This is a genomic window from Burkholderia humptydooensis, assembly GCF_001513745.1.
Lineage (GTDB): Bacteria > Pseudomonadota > Gammaproteobacteria > Burkholderiales > Burkholderiaceae > Burkholderia > Burkholderia humptydooensis.
Window position 1 is genome coordinate 150,780 of record NZ_CP013382.1, and the last position, 24,205, is coordinate 174,984.

Annotated in this window: 17 protein-coding genes and 2 pseudogenes; 8 read left to right on the forward strand and 11 right to left on the reverse strand. The window is 68.9% G+C overall.

The window, feature by feature from the left end; translation table 11 throughout:
• Window positions 1-33: 33 nt before the first annotated feature.
• Together AQ610_RS20140 and AQ610_RS20145 are read right to left on the reverse strand one after the other, a co-directional pair.
• The gene (locus tag AQ610_RS20140) at window positions 34-921 is read right to left on the reverse strand and encodes a LysR family transcriptional regulator (protein ID WP_006029739.1); all 888 of its coding nucleotides are present in this window, start codon (window positions 919-921) and stop codon (window positions 34-36) included.
• Window positions 922-1,014: 93 nt separating this feature from the next.
• Entirely contained in the window at window positions 1,015-1,755 is a 741-nt protein-coding gene (locus AQ610_RS20145) for an SDR family oxidoreductase (protein ID WP_043283392.1), read from the reverse strand.
• A gap of 637 nt (window positions 1,756-2,392) precedes the next feature.
• Here AQ610_RS20145 and AQ610_RS20150 point away from each other — a divergent pair.
• Both AQ610_RS20150 and AQ610_RS20155 read left to right on the forward strand, forming a co-directional pair.
• Complete coding sequence (locus AQ610_RS20150) at window positions 2,393-4,309, forward strand: SMP-30/gluconolactonase/LRE family protein (protein WP_006029736.1); 1,917 nt, start codon at window positions 2,393-2,395, stop codon at window positions 4,307-4,309.
• A gap of 391 nt (window positions 4,310-4,700) precedes the next feature.
• Complete coding sequence (locus tag AQ610_RS20155; protein WP_006029735.1) at window positions 4,701-4,979, forward strand: hypothetical protein; 279 nt, start codon at window positions 4,701-4,703, stop codon at window positions 4,977-4,979.
• Between the two features lie 109 nt (window positions 4,980-5,088).
• Here the strand turns inward: AQ610_RS20155 and tssM are convergent.
• The 9 genes and pseudogenes from tssM to AQ610_RS34265 form a co-directional block, all read right to left on the reverse strand.
• Window positions 5,089-9,154 (reverse strand): annotated as a pseudogene (gene tssM / locus AQ610_RS36250) (type VI secretion system membrane subunit TssM).
• A 29-nt stretch (window positions 9,155-9,183) separates the two neighbouring features.
• A complete protein-coding gene (tssL, locus tag AQ610_RS20165; protein ID WP_006029732.1) occupies window positions 9,184-10,494 on the reverse strand; it encodes a type VI secretion system protein TssL, long form in 1,311 nt (436 codons plus the stop codon).
• A gap of 88 nt (window positions 10,495-10,582) precedes the next feature.
• Complete coding sequence (gene tssK, locus AQ610_RS20170) at window positions 10,583-11,929, reverse strand: type VI secretion system baseplate subunit TssK (protein ID WP_006029731.1); 1,347 nt, start codon at window positions 11,927-11,929, stop codon at window positions 10,583-10,585.
• Window positions 11,930-11,950: 21 nt separating this feature from the next.
• A complete protein-coding gene (gene tssJ / locus AQ610_RS20175; RefSeq protein WP_043283389.1) occupies window positions 11,951-12,454 on the reverse strand; it encodes a type VI secretion system lipoprotein TssJ in 504 nt (167 codons plus the stop codon).
• Between the two features lie 95 nt (window positions 12,455-12,549).
• Window positions 12,550-13,035 carry an Hcp family type VI secretion system effector gene (locus tag AQ610_RS20180; RefSeq protein WP_006029729.1) on the reverse strand — a complete coding sequence of 162 codons (486 nt, stop codon included), beginning with the start codon at window positions 13,033-13,035 and terminating at the stop codon, window positions 12,550-12,552.
• A gap of 116 nt (window positions 13,036-13,151) precedes the next feature.
• A complete protein-coding gene (gene tssC, locus AQ610_RS20185) occupies window positions 13,152-14,651 on the reverse strand; it encodes a type VI secretion system contractile sheath large subunit (RefSeq protein WP_006029728.1) in 1,500 nt (499 codons plus the stop codon).
• Between the two features lie 33 nt (window positions 14,652-14,684).
• Window positions 14,685-15,266 carry a type VI secretion system contractile sheath small subunit gene (tssB, locus tag AQ610_RS20190; RefSeq protein ID WP_006029727.1) on the reverse strand — a complete coding sequence of 194 codons (582 nt, stop codon included), beginning with the start codon at window positions 15,264-15,266 and terminating at the stop codon, window positions 14,685-14,687.
• A gap of 33 nt (window positions 15,267-15,299) precedes the next feature.
• Entirely contained in the window at window positions 15,300-18,011 is a 2,712-nt protein-coding gene (gene tssH / locus AQ610_RS20195; protein ID WP_006029726.1) for a type VI secretion system ATPase TssH, read from the reverse strand.
• A gap of 171 nt (window positions 18,012-18,182) precedes the next feature.
• Window positions 18,183-18,545, reverse strand: a complete 363-nt coding sequence (locus AQ610_RS34265; RefSeq protein ID WP_231749036.1) for a hypothetical protein — start codon at window positions 18,543-18,545, stop codon at window positions 18,183-18,185.
• On the opposite strand from AQ610_RS34265, the gene AQ610_RS20200 reads away from it, so the two are divergent.
• The 6 genes and pseudogenes from AQ610_RS20200 to tssA all read left to right on the forward strand — a co-directional run bounded on the left by AQ610_RS20200 (window position 18,544) and on the right by tssA (window position 24,159).
• Window positions 18,544-19,137 (forward strand): TagK domain-containing protein, encoded by a 594-nt coding sequence (locus tag AQ610_RS20200; RefSeq protein ID WP_006029725.1) that lies wholly within the window; start codon window positions 18,544-18,546, stop codon window positions 19,135-19,137. The two genes, AQ610_RS34265 and AQ610_RS20200, sit on opposite strands and share 2 nt — an antisense overlap.
• Before the next feature lie 32 nt (window positions 19,138-19,169).
• Window positions 19,170-19,367, forward strand: a pseudogene (locus AQ610_RS38410) (type VI secretion system accessory protein TagJ); the annotation flags it as partial.
• A 103-nt stretch (window positions 19,368-19,470) separates the two neighbouring features.
• Window positions 19,471-20,052 carry a type VI secretion system baseplate subunit TssE gene (gene tssE, locus AQ610_RS20210; protein WP_009914154.1) on the forward strand — a complete coding sequence of 194 codons (582 nt, stop codon included), beginning with the start codon at window positions 19,471-19,473 and terminating at the stop codon, window positions 20,050-20,052.
• Window positions 20,053-20,081: 29 nt separating this feature from the next.
• Window positions 20,082-21,971 (forward strand): type VI secretion system baseplate subunit TssF, encoded by a 1,890-nt coding sequence (gene tssF / locus AQ610_RS20215; protein ID WP_006029722.1) that lies wholly within the window; start codon window positions 20,082-20,084, stop codon window positions 21,969-21,971.
• Window positions 21,971-23,062 (forward strand): type VI secretion system baseplate subunit TssG, encoded by a 1,092-nt coding sequence (tssG, locus tag AQ610_RS20220; protein ID WP_009914155.1) that lies wholly within the window; start codon window positions 21,971-21,973, stop codon window positions 23,060-23,062. Before tssF ends, tssG begins: the two co-directional genes overlap by 1 nt.
• A complete protein-coding gene (gene tssA, locus AQ610_RS20225; protein ID WP_006029720.1) occupies window positions 23,059-24,159 on the forward strand; it encodes a type VI secretion system protein TssA in 1,101 nt (366 codons plus the stop codon). The genes tssG and tssA overlap by 4 nt, the downstream gene beginning before the upstream one ends.
• Window positions 24,160-24,205: the final 46 nt, after the last annotated feature.

The following is a 24,205-nucleotide window of genomic DNA, read 5'->3' on the forward strand; positions in this document are numbered from 1 at the left end:
AAGTGAGCAGATGTGCGGCCCCATAACCCTGGGTTAAGGGTGTCGGCGCGCGCCGAACGGCGCCCGCAGCGCGTCGATGAACGTCGCGCCCGCGTGCGAGTCGAGGCCGCCGTCGCGCCACAGCGCGAACACGCCGACCGACAGCGCCGGCTCGATCGGCCGGATCGCGACCGGCTCGCCGGGCGCGCGCGCCGTCAGCTCGTCGAGCAGCACGCGGCCGACGCCGCGCGCGGCGAGCGCCCGCGCGACGTACCACGTATGCGCCTCGACCATCGTCACGCGATCTTCGCCGAACGCTTCGAGCGCGTTGCCGATCGCGTCGCCGAGCGGGTCTTCGGTGCCGATGCCGATCGATTCGCCTTCCATGAATTCGTGCAGCGACAGCGGTGCGTCCTGCGCGTCGTCGTCGGGCGGGCCGACGCTGACGACGGCCGTGCGGCCGAGCTCGGTCGACGTGATGCCGGGCCGCGTCGGCGGATCGATTGCGACGGCGACGTCGAGATCGCGCGTGAGCAACGCGTTCAGCAGCGCGTCGGTGTGCAAGGTCTGGATCTTCAGCGCGACGCGCGGGTAATCGCCGCGGAACGCCTTCACGGCCTGCGGGATCAGGCTCAGGCCGAGACTCGGCAGGCAGCCGACGCGCAGATGGCCCTCGGGCTGCAGCGCCAGATTGCGCGCGAGCGTGCGGATGCGGTCGAGGCTCGACTGGAGTTTCTGCGTCTCGCCGAACAGCAGCTCGGCTTCGCGCGTCGGCAGCAGGCGGCCGTGCGCGCGGTTGAAGAGACGGATGCCGAGGTTCTGCTCGGCGTGCGCGAGCACCTTGCTGACGGCGGGCTGCGATACGCACAGCAACTGCGCGGCTTTCGACAGCGAGCCGGTGCGCATGATCGCATGGAAGACTTCGATGTGGCGCAGGCGCATGACGGGGGCGAGGCGGATCTTCGTGCGTTGGACACTACCGCGTGTCGCGGCCGTTCGCAATCCTGTTCGGCACGGAAGGCGGCCGCTCCGGCGTCACCCCAGGTTGCGGATGTCGGCGGTCGGCGTCGTGCCGAAATCGTCGCTCAGCACATAGTCGATCAATTGGCGCGCGGCGTCGTCAGGCGTTGTCAGCGCGCCGCTCGACTTCAGTTGCTCGAACCGCTCGCGCGACGGAAACCGGTCGCCGCTCGTCGCGCGGATCGTCGCCTGCATGCCGGTGTCCACGACGCCCGGCGCGACGCTGCAGATCCGCAGCGCGCGATTCGCGTCCAGCGCGACCGCCCGCGCATGATGATCGAGCGCGGCCTTGGTCGCGCAGTAGACGCTCCAGCCCGCATACGCGTTGCGCGCCGCGCCGCTCGAGACGTGGGCGATGCGGCGCTCGGCCGTTTCCGGCGCGATCTTCGCGATCGCGCTCGCGAGCATCAGCGGCGTCGCGACGTTCAGGCCGACCGCGCGCGCGATCGCCGCCGCGTCCTGCGTGTCGAGCGGGCCGATCGGCTCGACGGTTCCCGCGTTGTTGAACAGCAGCACGCGGCTCGCGCCGGAGACGAATTCGCCGAGCGCATCGCCGCCGAGCCAGGCCTGAACGCGCGCCGGGTCCGACAGATCCAGCTCGGCCTCGACGAGCCTGCCGCGCGCCTGCGCGCCGAGCGATGGATGGCGGCTGCGCGACAGACCGAGCACCGCGATGTCCCGCTGCAGCAGTTGCGCGGCGAGCGCGGCGCCGAGCCCGCGCGTGTGGCCGGTGACGATCGCGCGAACGGCGGGCAGTGGAGAAGGGGAAGTGGCCATGTCGATGCGAAAAATGAAGGGAACGGGGTGCGCGATGCGGCATGCGTCGGTGACGGATTCGAGCGGCGTTTGTCCGCCCGCGGGCCGGCGCGCGGCGCGACGATCGGACAAGCCGGTATCGTAACGTCGGCGCCGGCTTGGCGCAAACGTCCCGTTCACGCAATCCGTTTTTTTGCGAGGTCGCCCGTCTGCGATTAAAGCCCGGGCAATTTCTGACGAATTTCTTCATGACACGATTGCATGCTAGCCTTGACTCCGAATCGTCGATGACATGCCGAATGCGAAGTGAAAACGATTCGGCGAATCCGCCGGCCCGGCGATGCAAACCGTCGAATGGCGGCGCGCTTTCGCCGGATTTTTCGAAGCCGTCTTCGAAACTCATGCCCGATGGAGCCGATCACGCAGGCATTCGCACAGCAATTCAGCCGGGAATTGAATGCCGAATGCGTCGGCAGCCGGCCTGACGAGTGAATGGCGTCGGCGCGAAACAAACGCAGCGCGGCGGCAGTGGCGGGCGACCAATCAACGAGGGCTGCGACGATTCGTTCGTCGTACTCACCTATGTCATACCCGGCGACTTATAGTTTCGACGGGGCAGATCGGGAGAGCATGATTCATGGTCAAGAAACGAATTCGTGCCGTGTTCGCCGCCGCGTTCGTCGGGCTGGCCGCGCACGCAGCGCACGCGCAATACACGACGGACTGGATCGCGAACACCTATGGCACCATCGCATCGCACGTCGGCAACAACGCGCGGTCGATGTGGGTCTCGCCCGAAGGCGTGATCTATACGGCGTCCTTCTGGGACGAAAACGCGGGCGGCGTCGCGATCTACCAGAACGGCAAGACCCTCGGCTCGATCGGCACGCACGCGGAGTTTCAGGGCGGGGCGATCACCGGCAACGCAACGTCGGTCTTCGCGGCGATGCAGTACAGCACCCCGCAGGGCAGCGGCACGGTGGGGCGCTACAACCGGGCGACGCTGCAGCGCGACCTCACGATTCCGGTCAGCGTGTGGAACGCGGTCAGCCGGGCCGACGTGATCACCGGCCTCGCGACCGCGGGCACGCTGCTCTATGCGAGCGACTACTTCGGCAATCGCGTGCGCGTATTCACGACCGACGGCGTCTGGCAACGCGACATCGGCATCACGAACCCCGGCGCGCTCGCGCTCGACGATGCCGGAAACCTGTGGGTCGCGCAAAAGAATGCGGCGAAGATCGTCGAATTCGGCCCGGCCGGCGCGCTGCTGAACACGATCCAGATGCCGACGGCGTCGCGGCCGGCTTCGCTGTATTACGACGCGTCGAAGCGGCAGTTGATGGTCGGCGATCAGGGGCCCGACATGAACATCAAGCTCTACGCGATCGCGGGCGCGCCGACGCAGGTCGGCACGTTCGGCGTGCAGGGCGGCTACCTCGACACGACGACGGGCATCAGGGGCCAGGTCGGCGACAGGCGCTTCACGCGCGTGGTCGGCATCGGCAAGGATTCGGCCGGCACGCTGTACGTGCTCAACAATCCGTGGGGCGGCGGCTGGGATCTCGGCCGCAACGGCGCGACCGACATTCACGCATACGGCGCGCTCGGCAATTCGCTGTGGAAGCTGCAGGCGCTGAACTTCGAGGCAATCGCGGCGCCTGATCCGACGACAGACGGCACGCTGTTCTACAGCGGAATGAACATTTACTCGGGCACGGCGGGCGGCACCTTCATCGCGAACACGGTCGATCCGTTCACGTATCCGTCCGACCCGCGTCTCGACATGAACGACTATCAGCGCGGCCAGCATTTCGGCCAGCTCGTCAGCGTCGGCGGCAACAAGATACTTGTCGCGTCGGGGCAGAACCCAGGCAACTTCAACTTCTATCACTTCAACGCGGCGAGCGGCTACATCGCGATTCCCGACGCGTCGCTGCCGGGCAAGGGGTTCAATACGTCGCTGCAGGTGACGGCGGGTTTCTCGATCGACAACAAGGGCGACGTGTGGGCGGGCCTCAACGGGACGAACGCGATCTCGCACTACCCGCTGACGGGCTTCGATGCGAACGGCAAGCCGTCGTGGGGCGCGCCCGTGTCGATCCCGACGCCGGCGAGCGTCCAGCCGACCACGCGCATTCTCTACCTGTCGGACAGCGATACGATGATCCTCGCGCAGGGCATCGCGGGGAGCTGGGACTGGACCGCGATGAACGGTCGGATCGAGGTGTATCACGGCTGGAACGCGGGCAACGTCGCGCAGCCGAATCCGGTCATCACGCTCGCGAGCCCCAATCCGAAGTCGATCGCGGCGGCCGGCAACTATCTGTTCGTCGGCTACGTGCACACGGTGCCGAATATCGACGTATTCGATCTCAACACCGGCCAGCTCGTCACCACGCTGACCAACTCGAACACCGGCATGATGGACGTCGGCAACGACGTCGATTCGATGTACGGCCTCAGGGCGTATCTGCGATCGACCGGCGAATACGTGGTCACGAAGGACAACTACAACGGATCGAGCGTCGTCGTCTATCGCTGGCGGCCGTGACGGCGTCCGCGCGCATCGCCGCGCGGACATTTGAAATAAGAACGCCGTGTTGCACGCTGTTTCGCATCGTTTAGTAAATATGATAAAAACATTACGGCACCCTTCATTTCATTGACGAAGAAACCAATCGCCATGAAAACGCGCAGGTGATTCAAATTTCTTATCCCCACCTCGGTTCGAAATTCCGGGCGGCGCTCGCCCTGTCGCGGGCGAAGCGCCGATGCGCCGCGCGTGACGTCAGTGGAACGCTTTTGATCATGGGCCGATCTATTAATCGAACATCGTGACGCCGGATCGCTGCGTCGCTAAAGGCGCGGCGATCCGTGCCGATAACCCGTTCCACACGACATGACTCGAAGAAACGAGGGACCGCATACGCAACGAATACACGATGAATCGGCTTCGGCAAGAACTGCTCGATCACTTCGAAAAGCGATTCGAGAAAACCTTGAAGCGCGCGCGCGAAACGTGTTCTTACGTCGACGTCATGCCGTCGATCGCCGAGGAGCCGAAAGGCACGCTGATCGCCACCGTCACGCTCGTCACGGTCGGAAAGGATCAGCCGGACGACGCCGAGCCGTCGCGATCCAGCGCGCTCTACGAGTATGTGCAGCGCAGCCGTTCGGGCGGCTACGAGGGCTGGCGCTGCTATCGCGACTGGCTCGACTGAAGCGGCCGCGGCGCTTGCCGCGCGAGTCGCTTCGCCGCGCGCCGTCGATGCCGCTTACGCCTGCGCCTCACGCCGAGGCGACACTTGCTGGGCACGACGTTCGCAACGTTCACAGCGCGCGCGAGCGAACCGCCTGTGTCGCCCGTTGCGCCTGTTGCCCACGATGCGCGGCGTCCGCGGCGGGCGGCGCGGGCGGGCTCGCCGGCGGCAGTCCGGGCGGCGCGCCGGTGTCCGCGAGATTGAACATCGGCATCGCGCCCGGGCACCGGAACGTCGTCAGCACGTCGCTCGTCAGCGGATTCGCGACGCTGCCGGCGCTCGCGATGTCGAGCACCGCCTTGCGGCCGTCGAAGTCGAGCGTGACGCGCGTGCGGCCGGGCGTCGCCGTTTCGGCCACGCGCCCCTTCTGCAACAGGCGCAGCAGCGCCCACGGGCCGTCCGTCGACACCGTCGACGTGTCGGGCCGAATCCGCGGGCTCGCGGTGAGCTCCGCGTGAACGCCGCCGCGCGGCCCCGGCCAGCTCACCGCGAACGGCGCGACGGGGCCGTGCTGATAGAGCGTCGTCTGTCCGTCGATGTCGATCGCGAGGCCCGTGATCGTCGGGTCCAGCTCGGGAATCCGGATGTCGGCCTTCCACGCCATCTGCTTCTGGCCGGGCGCGCCGAAAAACACTTCGCGGATCGCCTTCGCGTGCTGGAACGGTTCGAGATCGGGGCCCTGCACCGGCTCGGTCGCGCCGGGCAGCGTCTTGTAGCGCCACGGCCGCGTCGACGTGTCGACGAACGGCGCGAGCGTCTTCGCGAAGAAGTCGTCGATCACGCCGCCCTGCGCGAACACGCGCGTGAAATCCTCGATGCCGACGTCGCGCCTGCTGTCGGCCGCGAACGGATAGTTGCCCTCGATCGCGAGGCGGCAAACGTCGCCCACCGTCGCCTGCAACTGTCGCGACAGCAACTGGCTGATGCCGCGGTTCACTTCGCGCGAGCCCTGCGCGGCGAGCTCGGTCAGCACCGCGCGAAACGGCGCGGGCATCGTCTGCGCCGCCATCTTCAGCTTCGCCGCGGTGTCGTTCGCGGGCGGCATGCTGTTGTTCGTCAGCGCGTCGTCCGCGACGGTCAGCGCCGTGTAATAGTCGTTCAGCAGGTTCGCGACCGCATCGAGCCCGCTCTTGCCCGCCGGCGCGGCCGGCGGCGGCGGGCCCGTCTGCGTGTCCGCACGGCCCGTCACCATTTCGCGCAGGCCCGCGAAGCGGTTGTCGACGAGCTCGCGCTCGACGCGTTCCTCCGCGCGCACGCCGAGCACCTTGTCCGCTTTCTGGCTCAACTGGTCGGACGCCTTTTGCAGGAACGAGCGGTCGGCGCTCGCGACGGGCTGCGCGAGCGTCGTCTCGCGAACCGCCGCGCGCGCGAGCCGATCGAGCGGCGAATCCGGCGCCGCGAAGCTGCGCAGCACCACGAGGTCGAACGCGAGACTCGTGCCGCCGATCGTCCGGATGTCGCCGAGAAACGCGTCCCATTGCTGCGCGTATTCCATCAGGTATTGCCGGCGGATCGCTTCGGTCAGCGGATCGCCGGCGAGCGCGATCGCGTTTGCGATCTCAGCCGTTTTTTTTTTGAGCGCCGCCGAGATAGGCGCGGCCCATCACCCATGCGTCGTCTTCGCGCGCGGCCTGCACGAATTCGGCGAGACGCTTGTCGAACACGCGCCGGTAGCCGTCGAACGTGAAGAGGCCGGGCACGCCGCGCGCGAGCGGCGCGCCGCTCGCGCGCGTGAACACGGTGCCGGCCTGCGGGCCGACGGCCCGGATCAGCGTGAACTCGTCGGGCGCTTCTTTCTCCATCGCCGCCTTCGCGCGCTCGTAGAGCCGCTCGGTCGCGTTGCTGCCGTCCAGAAACGCGCGCGCCTGCCGGATCAGCGCGTCGTTGCGGATCAGCGGGGATTGCACGACGCGCTCGCCGGAGAACAACTGCCCGATGTGCGCGATCATCGACGCGCGGCCGCCGAAGACCGCGGCGCTGTCGGTCCGCGCCCAGTCGTCGAGAACCCACGCCTCGACCTGCGCGGCGTCGAAGCGGGCCTTGTCGTACAGCATCAGGTAGACGCGCAGCGCGTCATACGCGGCCTTCGGATCGCGATCGGCGATCGCCTGCGACAGCACCGCCTCGATGCGTCTCACGATCTGCGGCAGCAGCAGGTTGTCCTCGAGCGCGCTGTACGTGCGCTGGCTTTCGGCGACGATGCCGGGCGGCGTGTACAAGCCGAACCGCCAGCCGCCGTCCGGCGCGGACAGGTCGAGCCCCGGGTACGCGGGCAGAGCGCGCGCTTGCGTCAGCACGTCGGGCACGGCCTCGGGCTTCGGCGTCCTGTACAACTGGCCGACCTGGGACGCGAGCGCCGTCGTCTTGCGCGCGACCGCGTCGAGATAATCGCCGTTGTTGCCCATGCTGACGCGCAGGCCGATCGCGGCCCACGCGAACAGCAGCAGCGCGAGCGCGTGACCGGCGAGGCCGAGCGTGCGCGAGCGGTACTCCCACCGGAGATTCGGCTGGACGAGACGCGCGTCCGGAATGACGATCTTCGTCAGCAGATCGTGCAGGAAGAAGCTCTGGCCGGTTTCCTGCTGCGCCGCGCGCGCGGCCGCGGCCGGCGCGCGGCCCGTCGCGGCGGCGAGGCGCTGCGCGACGGTGCGCGTTTCGGCGACGATTTCGCCGCCCGTCTGCGCGGCGCTCGTGAAGTACACGCCGCGCAGCGTCGCGTGGTGCTGCGTGTCGTCGTAGCGGGAATCGACGAAGACGCGATCGATCAGTTCGCCGAGCGGGCGCGTCAGAACGAGAAATTCCTCCGCCAGCGCGGCGAGCCGGCGGCGTCTTTGCGTGTCGTGCTCTTCCTGCAGGCGCGTGTTGACGCCCGCCGCGAGCCGCGCGGCCAGCTCGCCCAGCTCGTCGGCGCAGCGCGCATGGATGCCTTCGCCGGCGATGGTCTCCTTGCCGTACGGCAGCGTGAAGCCCCACGTCTGCGCGCGGCCCTCGGTGGTCAGCGAGCTGAAGTACTCGGCGAATCCCCGCAGCCGGTCCATCTTCGTGACGAGCAGATAGACGGGGAAGCGCACGCCCAGCTCCGCGCGCAGTTCGGCGAGCCGCGCGCGCAGCGCGGCGGCTTCGGCATGGCGCGCGTTTTCGTCGGCGCTCGTCAGCGCGGCGACGTCGACGGCGAGCAGCGCGCCGTTGATCGGCTCGCGGGGGCGGTGCTTGCGCAGCATCCGAAGAAAGCCGAGCCATTCGGCCTGATCGACGGTCTGCCGCCATTGCGCTTGCCGTTCGTCGACGAACGCGAGGTTCGGCGCCGTCGCCGGGGCCGCCGACGCGGCCGCCGCCGTCGCCATCGCGGCGGCGGCCGATTGCGGCACGGCCTGCGTCGACGTGCCGTGACGCGTGTAATGCCCGGCCGTGTCGATCAGCACCGCATCGTTGGTCAGCCACCAGTCGACGGAGCCGCCGTGATCCGGCAGCCCGGCCGCCGCCCGCTGCATCTGCGCCGCGACCGGAAACGACAGCCCGGCGTTGACGAGCGCGCTCGTCTTGCCCGACGCCTGCGAGCCGAGCGTGACGTACCACGGCAGTTCGTACAGATAGCGCTTGCCGCGCAACAGGCGGCCGAGCCCGCGCGCGCCGGTGCGCATGCCCTTCAGGCGCGCGATCGCGCCGGCGATCGCCGCGTTGACCGCGATCAGCCGGCCGGCCGCGGGCGATTCGTGCTGCTTGCTGCCGAACTCGAGCAGGTTCTTCAGAAAGTCCGGGTCCGTGCGCATCTTGCGCAGCAGCCGGAACGCGAGGTGCAGCGCGAACGCCGCGAGCACGACCGCGATCGCGATCGCCCGGACCGATTCCGGCGCGAACGGCGTCGCGCGGCCGAACGCGAGCAGCGGCGACGCATGCCAGATCAGCACGCAGAGCAGCGCGACGAACACCACGCCCGTCGGCCAGCCCGCGAGCCACAGCAGCACGCCCGCCAGCAGCAGCGCGATCGCGAGGACGCGCATGCCCGCGCCCGCGAGCGGCGTGAGCCCGCCGAACGCGACGAACGGGCCGGCGAACCAGATGACGAGCGCGACGACGAGCAGCGCGACGAACGCGAGGAACGGTCGCGACACCAGAAAGGACAGGAACTTGTTCATGTCGGGGTTCCGAGTGAGCGGGCCGCGGATTAGCGCGCGACCGTGATTTCGACGCGGCGGTTCAGCGCGCGGCCCTGCGGGGTCCGGTTGTCGCCGATCGGGTTCGCGTCGCCCTTGCCGAGCGCCTCGAGGCGGCTCGCGGGCACGCCCGCGCTCTGGAGCATCTGCATGACCTGCGTCGCGCGCTCTTCGGACAGCGCCTCGTTCGACGCGAATTGACGGCTCTTGATCGGTTGGTTGTCGGTGTAGCCGAGCACGATCACCTTGCCCGGCACTTTCGCGATCTCGGCCGCGATCTTCTTGACGAGCGGCCCCATCGTCGCGTTCACGCCGGCCGCGCCCGGCGGAAACATCGCGTCGCCGCGGAACGTCACCGAGCTGTGGCGCGCGTCCTCGTCGACGCTGACCGTGCCCGCCGCGATCTCGTCGGCGAGCAGCGCCTTCAGGCGCAGCTCGGCCGGCGCGGCGGGCGGCGTCATCCGCGCGATCGCGGCGATCCGCTGCTGCACGTCGGCGCTGCGCATCGACAGCGCGTACTTGAAGTAGCCGAACAGGCCGAATGCGATCAGCGACAGCACGACGGCGGTGATCCACGCGGGGAAATCGCGCAACGGCGCGCTCGTGCTCCGGGGGCCCGGCTGCCAGTGCGGCGACAGCGCGACCGACACCGGCCCGCGTTGCGAGGCGATCTCGTTGTAGAGCCGCTGGCGCACGGTCTCGTGCTTGCGCTGGCCGTCGGCTTCGTAACGGTAGCGGCCCTCGAAGCCGAGGCTCAGGATGCGATAGATGACTTCGAGCAGATCGACGTGCTCGTGCGGCGAATTCATCAGCCGGCCGATCAGCAGGTAGACCTTGTCGCCGCCCTGGCGATCCTCGTGGAACGACGTCGCGAGCCCCTCGCTGATCCACGTGCCGAGATTGCCGCCCGCCGATTTCGCCCACGACGTCTGCATCGCCGCCTCGTCGAGCGCGGTGCACAGGCAGTAGCGCGCGCCGAGCATGTGGTCGCGCCGGATGTTCGCCTGCTCGCAGAGCCGCTGGAACAGGCGCACTTCCTGTTCGAGCAGCAGGCGCAGTTGCGGGATGTCGTCGCGATCGAGCCGGTCGGGCATGTCGGCGAGCGCCCGCAGCAGCGGGCGCGCCGCTTCGAGCAGCGGATTGCGGGCGAGCCTGATCGCGGCGAGGCGGGCGGCGGGCGGCTCGCCGGCCGGCAGCGGCGGCGGATCGCGCCGCGCGAACGTGGCCGCGGCGGGATCGGACGGCTGCGGACCCGGCTGCGGACCCGGCTGCGGACCCGGTTGCGGACCCGGTTGCGGACCCGATACGCCCGGATGATGCACGGCTTCTGAGGTCACTGGTATGCCCCACTCTGGTTGGATTCGTCATGGCGGCCGGCGCGCACGGCCCGGCCGCTCCCCGCAGTCGCCGCTATCCGCGAATGCCCCACAGCTCCAGCTTCAGCGACGGAAATTCGCCGGCGATGTGCAACGCGAGCCCGCCGTGCCGCGCCACTTCGTCCCACAGCGGTCCGCTTCGCGCGAGCTCGTAGTAGACGTAGCCGGCGTTGAACGGAATCTGCCGGGGCGGCACCGGCAGCGCCTGCAGCGCGATGCCCGACAGATGGCTGCGCACGAGGTCCGGCAGCCGCTCGGACGGCCCCGCCTTCGCCTGCGCGGCGAACTGCTGCTGCAACAGATCGGGCGGCATCTGCGCGTGCACCGCGAGCACGACCGCGGTGAAGCCCTGCATGTCGACCGGATCGACGACCGCATTGAGCATCCCGTGCCCCTGATCGGCGAGCGCGATGCTCTGCGCGCTGCGCACGAGCACGGCGTTGAGCAGCCGGTGCGCATCGTCGACGACGGGCTTCAGGCACAGGTGCGGCGCGACGTGCTGATACGGCGGATGCGTATCGAGCGGCCGGCGTGTGTCGGTGCGCACGTAGGTCGACAGCTCGCCCGCCATGCCGATGAGGAGCGCGTACAGATCGGCGGGCGACGTCGTCGGCACGCGCTGCAGGTGTTGCAGCAGCGGCTCGTAGCGATTGAGCGTCTGCAGCAGCAGGTAGTCGGACACTTCGGCCGTCGTGCCCGCCCGGCCGTCCGCGCCCGTCAGGCGCTCGGCGAGCGCGTTCGCGCGCAGGCGCGTGAGATCGTGGATCTTCGCGAGCCAGCTCGCGAGCGTGTCGCTCGCGCCGTAGCCGACCACGGGCGGAATCAGCGTGTCGTCGAGCTCGATGCTCGCGTCCGCGCGGATCGTCTTCACGCGCGTGAGCGCGAGCCCGATCCACGCATCCGTCAGTTCCTTTTCCGGAATCAGCCGCAGGCGCAGGTTCGACAACTGGACGGTCTTCGGCCCTTGCCCGATCGAGTTCGTGTCGCGCAGATCGGTTTCGAACACGGCGTAGCGCGCGAGCGACTCGGCCGCGTGGCCGAATGCGGTCTCCTCGCCGTTCGGCACGCGGATCGGCACCGCGAGATGGATCACCTGGTCCAGGTGCTCGGGCCGGATCGTGAGCGGCGCGGGCGGCGGCGTGCTGCCCGGCGCGTCGAACGGCGTGCCGTCGGCGAACACGCCGCTCGCCGATTTCACGATGATCTTGCCGAGCGCCGGCGCCTCGCTGTCGAGGCTGAAGTGGCTGAAGCCGAAGAAGAACGGCGACAGCGGCGCCGCGCGCTGGTGCGCGTAGTGCTCGAGGTAGCGCTCCTGCTGCTGGAACAACTGCGGGCGCATGAAGAGCCCCTCGCTCCAGACGACCTTGTTATGCCAGCTCATGGTTTCGTTCCGCCGTGCATGTCATTTTCCCGTTTCGGTGATCCTGATCGCGTGCGTGTCGAGGTCGATGGTCAGCCTCAGCTTCGGCGACGAGAGGCGATACCACGCGGCATCCCGCGCGGCCGGCAGCGGATAGACCGCGCGCCACACCGAATTCGGCAGGTCGCGGTACGCGGCGACGACGCCGAGCGCGCCCGCCGCCGGATCGGCGTTGCGCCGGATCGTCCGGCGCTCGCCCGGGCGCAACTGGAAGCGCTCGCGCGCGAGCAGATCGTCGGCGAGCACGGTCTTGTCCTTGTCCTGCAGCGTGAAGAAATCGGCGGCGTTGAACGCGCCGTCGGTCTTCAGCTCGTAGACGCTCACGACGATCGGGGCCGGCCGGCTCCGGTCGTCCGGATTGACTGTGAGCGCGGCGTTCACGGCGAGGTCGAGCCGCACCGGCTCCTTCGGCCTGGCCGCGCCGCTCGCGCACGCGGCACACGCGAGCGCGAACGCGAGGGCGGTAGCGATGGTGGTCGGACGCATTCGAGGCACGCGTTTGCTGTGAGAGGGGAATCGGTCGCGGGCGGCGCGGGCCCGGCGGGCGTCGACAACCGCCGCCGGGCCCGCGCCGCCGCCGCTCAGGCTTCCTTGTTGCCCTTGATGTCGAAGCTCGTCGTGACGGCGCCGCCGCTGCCGCCCTGCGCGTTCTGCACGACGTACTCCTGCTTCACCTTCGCGAACGACAGCGACACCGTCTCGCGGCTGCGCTCGGTATCGTCGCGGCTGCCCGACGGCCTCACGCGCGTGACGATCACGTCGCTCATCGTGAGCTTCAGGTATTCGAGCGGATTGCCGCCCGCCTTGCGCATCACGAGCACCGCCTGGTCGACGTGCTTGCCGGTCAGCGCGTACTTCATCAGGTTGGGGCTCGCGCGGTCGATCGCATGCTCGAACGCGAGATCCTTGACGCTCGCCTTGCCGGCGCCGCCGCCGCTGCCCGTGTGCATCGTCGATTCCTGCTGGATTTCCCAGTTCCAGTTCAGGACTTCGATCTCGTCCTTGTGACTGTCGTCGAGGGATTCGCCGTTGATGCCGTCGATCTTCAGAAAAATGTCCTGCGCCATTTCATTGCTCTCTTACGTGGATTGCGTGGATGACAAAAACAGCCGGCCCCGCGCGGCGCGCCGCGCGCGACGAAGGCGCGATGCCGGCCAGCCGAGGACGCCCGCCCGGCGATGCGTCAGGCGGCTTCCTTGATCGACGGCAGCTTCGCGACGAGCCGCAGCGACACGGTCAGGCCCTCGAGCTGGAAGTGCGGGCGCAGGAAGAATTTCGCCTGGTAGTAGCCGGGGTTGCCCTGCGCTTGCTCGACCACCACCTCGGCGGCGGCGAGCGGCCGGCGCGCCTTCGTGTCCTGCGACGAGTTCGCCGGGTCCGCGTCGACGTAGTTCATGATCCATTCGTTCAGCCAGCGCTGCATGTCCTCGCGCTCCTTGAACGCGCCCACCTTGTCGCGCACGATGCACTTCAGGTAGTGCGCGAAGCGCGAGCATGCGAACAGATACGGCAGGCGCGCCGACAGGTTCGCGTTCGCGGTGGCGTCGGAATCGTCGTATTCGGCCGGCTTGTGCAGCGACTGCGCGCCGATGAACGTCGCGTGATCCGTGTTCTTGCGATGCACGAGCGGGATGAAGCCGTTTTTCGACAGCTCCGCCTCGCGCCGGTCGGAGATCGCGATCTCGGTCGGGCACTTGATGTCGACGCCGCCGTCGTCGGTCGGGAACGTGTGGCACGGCAGGTTCTCGACCGTGCCGCCCGATTCGACGCCGCGGATCAGCGAGCACCAGCCATAGAGTCGGAACGACCGGTTGATGTTCACGCCCATCGCGTATGCGGCGTTCGTCCATGCGTAGCGGCGATGGTCGGCGCCGTTCGTGTCTTCCTCGAAGTCGAACTCGTCGACGGGATTCGTCAGCACGCCGTACGGCAGGCGCGCGAGGAAGCGCGGCATCGCGAGGCCGATGTAGCGCGCGTCGTCCATGTTGCGCAGCGAGTTCCACGACGCGTATTCGAGGTTCTGCGTGAAGATCTTCGTCAGGTCGCGCGGGTTCGCGAGCTCCTGCCACGATTCCATCTGCAGCACCGAAGGCGACGCGCCCGAGATGAACGGCGTGTGCGCGGACGCGGCCACCTTCGAGATCGAGCCGAGGAGATCGACGTCGGGCGGCGTGTGGTCGAAGTAGTAATCGGCGACGAGGCAGCCGTACGGCTCGCCGCCGAGCTGCCCGTACTCCTCTTCGTAGATCTGCTTGAAGAGCGGGCTCTGGTCCCACGACTGCCCCTTGTAGCGCCGCATCGTGCGGCGCAGCTCTTCCTTCGAGATGTCCATGAAGCGGATCTTCAGGCGCTCGTCGGTCTCGGTGTTCGACACCAGGTGATGCAGCCCGCGCCACGCCGATTCGAGCTTCTGGAAATCCTCGTGATGGAGGATCAGGTTGATCTGTTCGGACAGCTTGTGATCGATCTGCGCGATGATCGCGGCGATGCTCTTGTATGCGTCGTCGCTGATCGTCGCCGATTGCGCGAGCGCCTGCTCGGCGAGCGTGCGCACCGCGTATTCGACCGCTTCGCGCGCCTGCTCGGTCTTCGGCTTGAACTCCTGCGCGAGCAGTTGCGCGAAATCCGAATCCGCTTGCGGCTGGGCGTCGGCGACGGCCGTCTGGGCTTGCTGTTTTTTCATGGTTCGTTCCCCGGTATGGTGTGGGGCGGCCGGTCAGGCCGCGTCGCTGTCGCGGCCCGCCGCGTCCTTCGCGTCGTGCGCGTCGTGCGTGTCCTGTGCGTCGGAGCCACCAGCGAGCTGCGGCTTCGGCGCGGCCGCGAGCGACTGGAGCAGCGCCGGGTCCTGCAGCAACCGGTTGACGAGCGTCTCGGCGCCCGACTTGCCGTCCATGTAGGTCTGCAGGTTCGCGAGCTGCGTGCGCGCCTCGAGCAACTGGCGCAACGGCCCGACCATCCGCGCGATCGCGGCGGGAGAGAAGTCCTCGATACTTTCGAACGTCATGTCGACCATCAGTTGCCCGTCGCCCGACAGCGTGTTGTCGACCGCGACTGCGACGCGCGGCTTGATCGCCTTCATCCGCTCGTCGAAGTTGTCGATGTCGATGTCGAGGAAGCGCCGATCGGCGACGGCGGGCAGCGGCGCGACCGGCTTGCCCGACAGGTCGGCGAGCACGCCCATCACGAACGGCAGTTCGACCTTCTTTTCCGAGCCGTAGACTTCGACGTCGTACTCGATCTGCACGCGGGGCGCGCGATTGCGCGCGATGAATTTTTGAGAGCTGCTGGATGCGGACATGCGAGACTCCATGAGAGAGAGGAAACGGCAGGGCTAGCCGGCCTGCACGACGGTAAGCGGCGCGTCCGGCGCCGCCGCGCGGTTCGCGTCGCCGGGCCGGAAGACGAGCGCCTGCGGCGCCGGCGCGGCCGGATCGGCCACGCCGATGTCGATGCGCGCGAGCGCCGCTTTCGACGAAAACGCGTCGAGCCACAGCGCGGACAGGCGCGGCAGCACGTGCTGCTCGATGAATCCGATCAGCAGCCGCGCGCCGGTTTCCTGCACGAGGCAGCGCCCGACGACGTAGTCGACGACGGCGTCGTCGTATGCGAGCGCGATCCGGTGCTGGCCGGCCATGCGCGCGACGACGCGATTCAGATGCAGGCGCACGATGCGCGCGAGCGCGCGCGGTTCGAGCGGCCGGTACGGAACGACGCTCACGCGCCCGAGGAACGCGGCCGGAAAGACCTTCAGCAGTTCGGGCGCGAGCGCGTCGCGCAGCGCGGCGGCGTCGGGCGCGAGCGATGCGTCGGCGCACAGGCTCGCGGTCAGCTCCGCGCCGACGTTGCTCGTGAGCAGGATCGTCGTGTTGCGGAAATCGATGTAGCGGCCGTCGCCGTCTTCCATGTAGCCCTTGTCGAAGACCTGGAAGAAGAGCTCGTGCACGTCGCGATGCGCCTTCTCGATCTCGTCGAGCAGCACGACGCTGTACGGCCGCCGCCGCACGGCCTCGGTCAGCACGCCGCCCTCGCCGTAGCCGACATAGCCGGGCGGCGCGCCTTTCAGGCCGGACACGGTATGGGCTTCCTGATACTCGCTCATGTTGATCGTGATCAGGTTCTGCTCGCCGCCGTACAGCGCCTCGGCGAGCGCGAGCGCCGTCTCGGTCTTGCCGACGCCCGACGGGCCCGCGAGCAGGAACACGCCGAGCGGCTTCTTCGGATCGGCGAGGCCGGCGCGCGCGGTCTGCACGCGCTCGCCGATCTGGCGCAGCGCGTCGGGCTGGCCGATCACGCGCGCTTCGAGCGTCGCGGGCAGCGCGCGCACGGCGGCGATTTCGTCTGTCACCATGCGGCCGACCGGAATGCCGGTCCAGTCGGCGACGATCTCCGCGACGATCGCCTCGTTGACTTCCGGGAACACGAGCGGCGCGTCGCCCTGGGACGTTGCGAGCGCGCGTTCGAGCTCGCGCAGCGCGGGGGCGGACGCGGCGCGCGTTTCGCCGTCGCCGGCGAGCGCGGCCTCGCGCGCGGCGAGCAGCGCGCGCGCCGCGTCGGCTTGCGCTTTCCAGCGCGCGTCGACGGCCGCTTCTTCGGCCACGAGCGCCTCGATGCGCTCGCGCGCGGCCGCGAGCGACTGCCCGGCGTCGAGGCCGATGCGCGCTTCCTGTACGAGCAGATCGTGCTCGGCGCGCGCGGCGAGCAAGCGCTGGCGCACGTGCTGCAGTTCACGGGGCGCCGCATGCTGTGACAGCGCGACGCGCGCGCACGCGGTATCGAGGAGGCTGATCGCCTTGTCCGGCAGATGGCGCGACGGAATGTAGCGATGCGACAGCGCGACGGCGGCGCGGATCGCTTCGTCGCGAACCGTCACGCGGTGGTGCTGCGAGAACGTCCGCGCGACGCCGCGCACCATGTGGACCGCGGCCGGCTCCTCCGGCTCCGGCACCTGCAACACCTGGAAGCGGCGGGTCAACGCGGGGTCCTTTTCGATGTGCCGCTTGTACTCGGCCCACGTCGTCGCGCCGATCGTGCGGATCGCGCCGCGCGCGAGCGCGGGCTTGAGCAGGTTCGCCGCATCGCCCGTGCCGGCTTGTCCGCCCGCGCCGATCAGCGTGTGAATCTCGTCGACGAACAGGATGACGGGCGCGCCGGATTTCGCGGCGGCCTCGAGCACGCCTTTCAGCCGCGATTCGAATTCGCCTTTCATGCTCGCGCCGGCCAGCAGCGCGCCGACGTCGACGCTCATCAGGCGCACGTCGGCGAGCTTCGGCGGCACGTCGCCGCTCGCGATCGCGAGCGCGAGGCCCTCGACGACCGCCGTCTTGCCCACGCCCGCCTCGCCCGTGAGCAGCGGATTGTTCTGTCGGCGCCGCAACAGCACGTCGATCATCGTGCGGATTTCAAGCTCCCGCCCGACGACGGGATCGATGTCGCCGCCGCGCGCACGCGCGGTCAGATCCGCGCAGTACTGCTCGAGCGGCGAGCCCTTCGACTCGGCGCGCGCCGCACCGGACGCGTCGCCCGGCGACGCGGGCGAGAAACCGCTGTTGTCGTACGGCGCGTCCGCCGCTTCCGGGGAGCCGTCCGTCCACGCGGGCAGCACGTCGTCGAGCTCGTCCTGAGGAATCCTCGCGAACGTCGGCGAAATGGAGAGCAGCACGCGCCGCAGTTCCGGCGTATCGACGAGCGCGGCGACGAGCCACGCGCCGCGGATGCGCCGGTCGCCGAAGCGCAGCGTCGCGAGCACCCACGCGCGCTCGATCGCGGTCTCGACGTGATGGGAGAAATCGCTGATCGAGCTTGCCCCGGCCGGCAGCGCGGCGAGCGCGCGCGCGATGTCGCGATCGAGCGTGTTGCGGTCGATGCCGGCATGCCTCACGATCCGGTGGAGGTCAGAGTCGGCCTGCAGCAGCAGTTGCTGCAGCCAGTGAACCAGCTCGACATACGGATTGCCGCGCAGCTTGCAGAAAACCGTAGCCGATTCGATTGCCCTGAAGAGCGTGCCCCCGAGTTTTCCGAACAGCGCCTGACGCGAGATCGCCATGTACAGATCCTTTTTTGTCTGCGTCGCCGTTTTCCTGATAAACGACGAGCATCAATCAATTTATCCAGCGCGGCAATCGGCGAAATTCGATCCGTTCAATTGCGCCTGTTTGGTCTTATTGAATTGACTTTGGTCGATTGAATTATTTTGAGGCGGTAGGGCTTCGGTCAACTACCATAAATGGTAAGGCGATCTCTCGTCTAAAAATAGAAAGACAAACTGTTCTATCCGGCGAATCGTCAAACTGTTAAAAATTGCAAAGACCGTATTGGCGGTGATGGACAGCCGGATTTCTCCAGGTGCACACTGTTTTCGCGCATTCGCCGTGCACCGCGAGACGTCCAATGAAAACAGCGTCGGGCCCGTAAATAAACCGGCCCGCAAGCCGGTGGGGCTGAATAATGCGCGCGAATATCCGATATTTGGATTTATGAGATAAGACGGGGTGCGTTGAATCTTCTTTAATGAGATAGTGGGTCCGGGAATATTCCGGGGGTGGGCTTGATAATCATTTTGGCTAATCGGATTCGTCATGCGTACTTTTAAATTGTTTCGCCTCGGCCGGCCGGAAGCCGGCCGGCATGACGCCACGGATGACGGCGAAGCGGTTTTCGGCCTGATCGGCGCCGCGATCGCCACCGAAGCGCTTGGTGCGCGGCAGGACGATACGGCCGCCGGCGTGCCGACTCCGGGCGGTCCGGCCCAGGCCCGGGACCTGTTGCACGCGCTGTACGAACAGTATTGCCGCGTGCTCGACGATCCGCGGGCGTCGCTCGCGAGCGACGACGCGGCCCGCATCGCGATCGAGCGCACGCGCGAGGCGCAGCCGCCGGGCGATCCGCACCGGCCGGTCGAAGGCGCGGATTCGATCGATGCGCTGCTGACCCAGGCGCACGTGCTGGACGACGTCTTCGGCCCACTCGGGCCGGGCGAGACGCCCGATCCGGCGGACGCGGAGCCGGTTCCGGAGGTGCTGCGGCTCTTCGCGCCGGCCGAATATCACGTCGCGTCGGCGCGCAGGCCGGCCGGCTTGCCGCCCGCGCTCGCGCGGCGCGAGCATCAGACGCTCGCGATCGACAGCCCGTTGCCGGCGCCCGTCGCGGCTCCGGAGCACGACGCACGATGACGACGCCGATCTCTCCCGATGCGTCCGGCGCACGCGCGACAGGCCGGCTGCAGGACAGGCCGCTCGTCGTGTGGCGCGCGCCGCATGCGTCGTTCGACTGGATCGCCGACAGCGATTCGCGATTCGGGCCGGTCCGCGAAGTCGTGACCGCCGGGCATTATCGTTGGCTGCCGCTTTCGGACCTGGCGGGATGGCGGCTCGCGCGCCCCGGCACGCTGCTCGATCTGGTCGAGCTGGACGCGTGCGCATTCGGCGAGCGCGCACGCGCGGGCGAGGCAATGGGCGGAGCGACAGGCGGCGCGGCGCATCGCGCGCGCGGCGGGGAGGATTCCGATGGACGAGCATGACAAGCGCCCGGCCGCGCCACGCGGCGGCCACGATGCGCCTGTGCGCGGCGAAGGCGTCGCGGCGCCGCGCCGCGCGAACACGCATCTGCTGCCGACGTTGATCGACCGCCTGCGCGACGACGCGCCGCAACGCCAGACCGAAGCGCCCGGCGAATACGCGGTCACGCGCATGCAGATGCGCGGCATCGTCCAGCGGGATCTCGCGTTCCTGCTCAATACGACGAGCATCGACGAGCGCATCGACCGCGAGCGCTACCCGGCCGCCGCCGCGTCGACCGTCAACTTCGGCATGCCGCCGCTTGCCGGCGCGTTCCTCGCGTCGTGCAAATGGGCCGAGATCGAACGGATCGTCCGCCGCGTGATTCTCGATTTCGAGCCGCGGCTGATCGCCGGGACGCTCGTCGTCGCGCCGTCGAAGGGCGTCGACGCGGGCGAGCGCTCGAACGTGCTGTCGTTCGAGGTGCGCGGCATGATTCGTATGGACCCCTATCCGGTCGAATTCATGGTGCAGAGCGCGCTCGATCTCGAAACGAGCCAGGTCAACGTCACCGGCATGCGCGCGAGCTGACGCGCGGGCCGGAAAAACGGGGGGACACGGTGGAACCGCAACTGCTCGACTACTACAACCAGGAACTGATCTACATGCGCGAGCTCGCCGCCGAGTTCGCGCACGCGCACCCGAAGATCGCGCGGCGCCTCGGGATGCAGGCGGGCGAAGTGGCCGATCCGTACGTCGAGCGGCTGATCGAATCGTTCTGCTTCATGGCCGCGCGCATGCAGATCAAGCTCGACGCGGAATTCCCGCGCTTCACGGGCCGCCTGCTCGAAGTGCTGTACCCGAACTACGTCGCGCCGACGCCGTCGATGGCGGTCGCGCGCCTGTACCCGAGCCGCACCGAGGGCAATCTCGCGAAGGGCTTTCGCGTCGCGCGCGGCACCGCGTTCACGGCGCGCGTGCCGGCCGGCGAGAAGACCGCGTGCCAGTTCCGCAGCGGCCAGGACGTGACGCTCTATCCGCTCGAGATCGCCGACGCGCGGCTGACGGGCATTCCGCCTGACATCCCGGCGCTCGACCTCTACGTGCCGGCCAACGTGCAGGTGCGCGGCGCGCTGCGCCTGCGGCTGCGCACGACCGGCAACGTGCGCATCGCCGATCTGAAGGGCCTCGACCGGCTGCCGCTGTATCTCGCGGGCGACCCGCAAGTCGCGTCGCACCTGTTCGAGCTGCTGCACGTGGCCGGCGTCGCGACGCTCACGGCCGCGCCCGGCGAGTTCGCCGCGCCGGGCCGGCCGCTTGCGGCCGTCACCGTCGGCGCGCTCGCTCACGAAGGGCTCGGCGTCGACGAGGGGCTGCTGCCGCTCACGTGGTCGAAGTTTCATGGGCACAACCTGCTGCACGAATACTTCGCGTGCCCGGAGCGCTTCCATTTCGTCGCGCTGACGGGGCTCGAAGAAGGGCTGCGGCGCATCGCCGGCCAGGAGGCCGAGATCGTCGTGCTGCTCGACCAGTCGCCCGAGCGGCTTGCGGACGTCGTCGACGCGTCGCGCTTCGCGCTGTTCTGCACGCCGGTGATCAACCTGTTTGCGCGCCACACGGACCGGATCGAATTGTCGACGGGACAGACCGAGTTCCATCTGGTGCCGGCCCGCCTCGCGCCGCTCGACTACGAAGTGTTTTCCGTCGAGGCGATGTACGGGCAGGTCGCCGCGACGTCCGCCGAACTCGAATTCCGGCCGCTGTACCAGACGCTGAACGACGACGAGAGCAACTATGGACGCTATTTCTCGACGCGGCGCGAGCGCCGGCTCGTGTCGGATTCCGCGCGCCGCTACGGCACGCGCACGCCGTATGTCGGCACGGAGATGTTCGTGTCGCTCGTCGACCAGAACGAGGCGCCCTACAGCGAGGACATCCGCTACCTGTCGGTCGACGCGCTGTTGACGAACCGCGACTTGCCGAGCCTCGTGCCGCGCGACGGCGTGCGCGATCTGACGGTGGTCGAATCCGCGCCGATCGACAGCGTCGGCCTGATCCGCGCGCCGTCCGCGCCGAGAGCGCCGTATGCGGAGCGCGAGATCGCGTGGCGGCTGATTCGCCAGTTGAACTTCAACTACCTTCCGCTCGACGAGCTCGACCATCGCGCGGGCGGGCAGGGCTTGCGCGGCCTGCTGCGGCTGTTCCTCGCGGGCGACGAGGCCGACAACCGGCGGCAGGTCGAAAGCCTCGTCGGCGTGAAGACGCGGCCCGTCACGCGCAAGCTGCCCGGCGCGGGCCCGCTCGTGTTCGGGCGCGGCGTCGAATGCGCGCTGACCGTCGACGAGACGGGATTCTCCGGCGTGAGCCCGTATCTGTTCGGGCTCGTGCTCGAGCATTATCTGGCGCGGCACGTGTCGATCAACGTCTTCACGCAGACCGAGCTGAACTCGATCCAGCGCGGGCGCGTCGCGCGCTGGCCGGTGCGCATGGGCGCGCGGGGAGGCGCGTGATGGCGCACGACAGGACGGAGAATGTCGTCCGCGACGCGGCGCTGTCGCCGCGGATGCTCGAACGGCTTCGCGCCGAGCCGTGGCGCTACGGCTTCCTGACGCTGCTGCGATGCATCGGCGCGGACGCGCGCATCGATCCGATCGGCAAGGCGCGGCGCCCGCAGGCGGAGCCGTTTCGTCTCGGCCAGCAGCCGAGCCTCGCGTTCGCGCCGCGCGAGATCGCGAGCGTCGGCGACGCGAACGGGCGCCTCAAGGTGCGGCTCTTCGGGCTCGGGATGCTGGGGCCGAACGGGCCGCTGCCGATCCACGTGACCGAGATCGCGCGCGACCGCGAGGAGAGCCGGCGCGATCCGACGCTCGGCAATTTTCTCGACATCTTCCATCACCGCTATCTGACGCTGCTGTATCGCGCGTGGGCGTCGGCGCAGGCGGCGGCCGGCCTCGATCGTCCGGATGACGAACGGTTTTCGTTCTACGTCGCGAGCCTCACCGGCCAGGACGTCGACGAGATCGGCGCGCGGCCGCTGCCCGCGCATGCGCGGCTCGCCGCATCGCCGCACCTGGTGCGCGAGGCGCGCAACGCGGACGGCCTGCGGATGACGCTCGAGCGTTACTTCGGCGTGCCGGTGACGCTCGAGGAAAACGTATTTCACTGGATTGCCGTCGATCCGCTCGAGCACAGCCATCTCGGCAAGCCGGGCGATGCGTCGACGATGGCCGAAGGCGCGATGCTCGGCGAGCTGGTGCCGGACCGGCAACACAAGTTCCGGCTCGTGTTCGGGCCGCTCGACATCGACGCCTACCTGCGCTTCACGCCGCAGGGCGAGGATTTGCCGCGCCTCGTCGAATGGGTGCGGGCGTTCGTCGGCTACGAGTTCGAATGGGAGCTCGAACTGCGGATCAAGCCGAACGGCGCGCCGCCCGCCGTGATGGGCGGCCCGCATCAGCTCGGCTGGTCCGGCTGGCTCGGCCGCTCGCCGTCCGGCGAGCCAGTGACGGGCATGCGCTTCGAGCCCGAGCAGTATGCGGACCGGTTCGCGCGCGGCGCGGCCCGGCCCGCCCGATCGCGCGGCATGCGAGGTGAACGATGACCAGCAGCAGAAAACCGGCCGGCAAGGCGGCCGCCGCGCGCACGCCGAAGCCCGACGACTGGATGGCGCCCGTCGATCCGGCGGCGCCGTGCGGCGCGGACCTTGAATACGATCCCGAGTTCGTCGTGCTGTCGGCGAAGGCCGCGCCTCGCGCCGAGGCGCAGTACGGGGATTTCGTCGGTTCGCCGGAGCCGGTGAACTGGAGCGACGTCGAGCGCGATTGCCGGCGGCTGATGATGCGCAGCAAGGACATGCGCCTCGCGGTGCTGTTCGCCCGGAGCCGGACCCGGCTGGCCGGCGCGGCGGGGCTCGCGGAAGGCGTCGGATTGCTCGCCGCGTGGCTCGGCGCGTTTCCCGATGCGATTCACCCGCAACCCGACGTCGATGCGGATCGCGACGCGGCGCTGGAGATCCGGCGCAATGCGCTGCAGGCGCTCACCGATGCCGACGGGCTGATGGCGGACGTGCGCGAGATCGCGCTGACCCGGTCGACCGCGACGCGCCTGCAGGTGCGCGACGTGGAGCGCGCGTTCGCGCAACCGCGGCCCGGCGATGCGCTCGCGCCGGAATCGGTCGTGCGTCAGCTCGACGATCTGCACGCGCAGCAGCCGGCGGTCCTGGCGGGCTTCGCCGATGCGCTCGCGGGGCTGGCCGCGATCGATGCGTGGAGCGGCGAACATCTCGGCGATTACGCACCCGACCTGTCGGCGCTCGAAGCGCTGCTTCGCCAGATCGCGGGCGCGAGCGCCGATCGCACGGCCGCCGCGCCGATCGCGCCGGCCGAGGCCGACGTGTCGCCGGCGAACGAAGCGGCGGCCATGCACGCGGACGAACCGCCGGCGGCGCAGCGCGAACGCGCGGCGGCGGAGCCGACCGCGGCGCCTGTCGCGCGCGCCGCCGCCGCGACGCCGGCAGATCGTTACGCCGCGCGCGAGCTGATCCGGCAGGCGCGCCAGTGGTTCGAGCAGCACGAGCCGAGCAGCCCGATTCCGATACTGCTCAGGCGTGCGGAGCATTTCGTCGGCAAGCGCTATGCGGACGTGGTACAGGCGATCCCCGCCGAGCTGCTCGCGCTATGGAGCGCGGACGAAGCGTGAGCGCAGCCGGTGCGCGAAGCGCGCGGCCGGAACGATTCATCGGTTC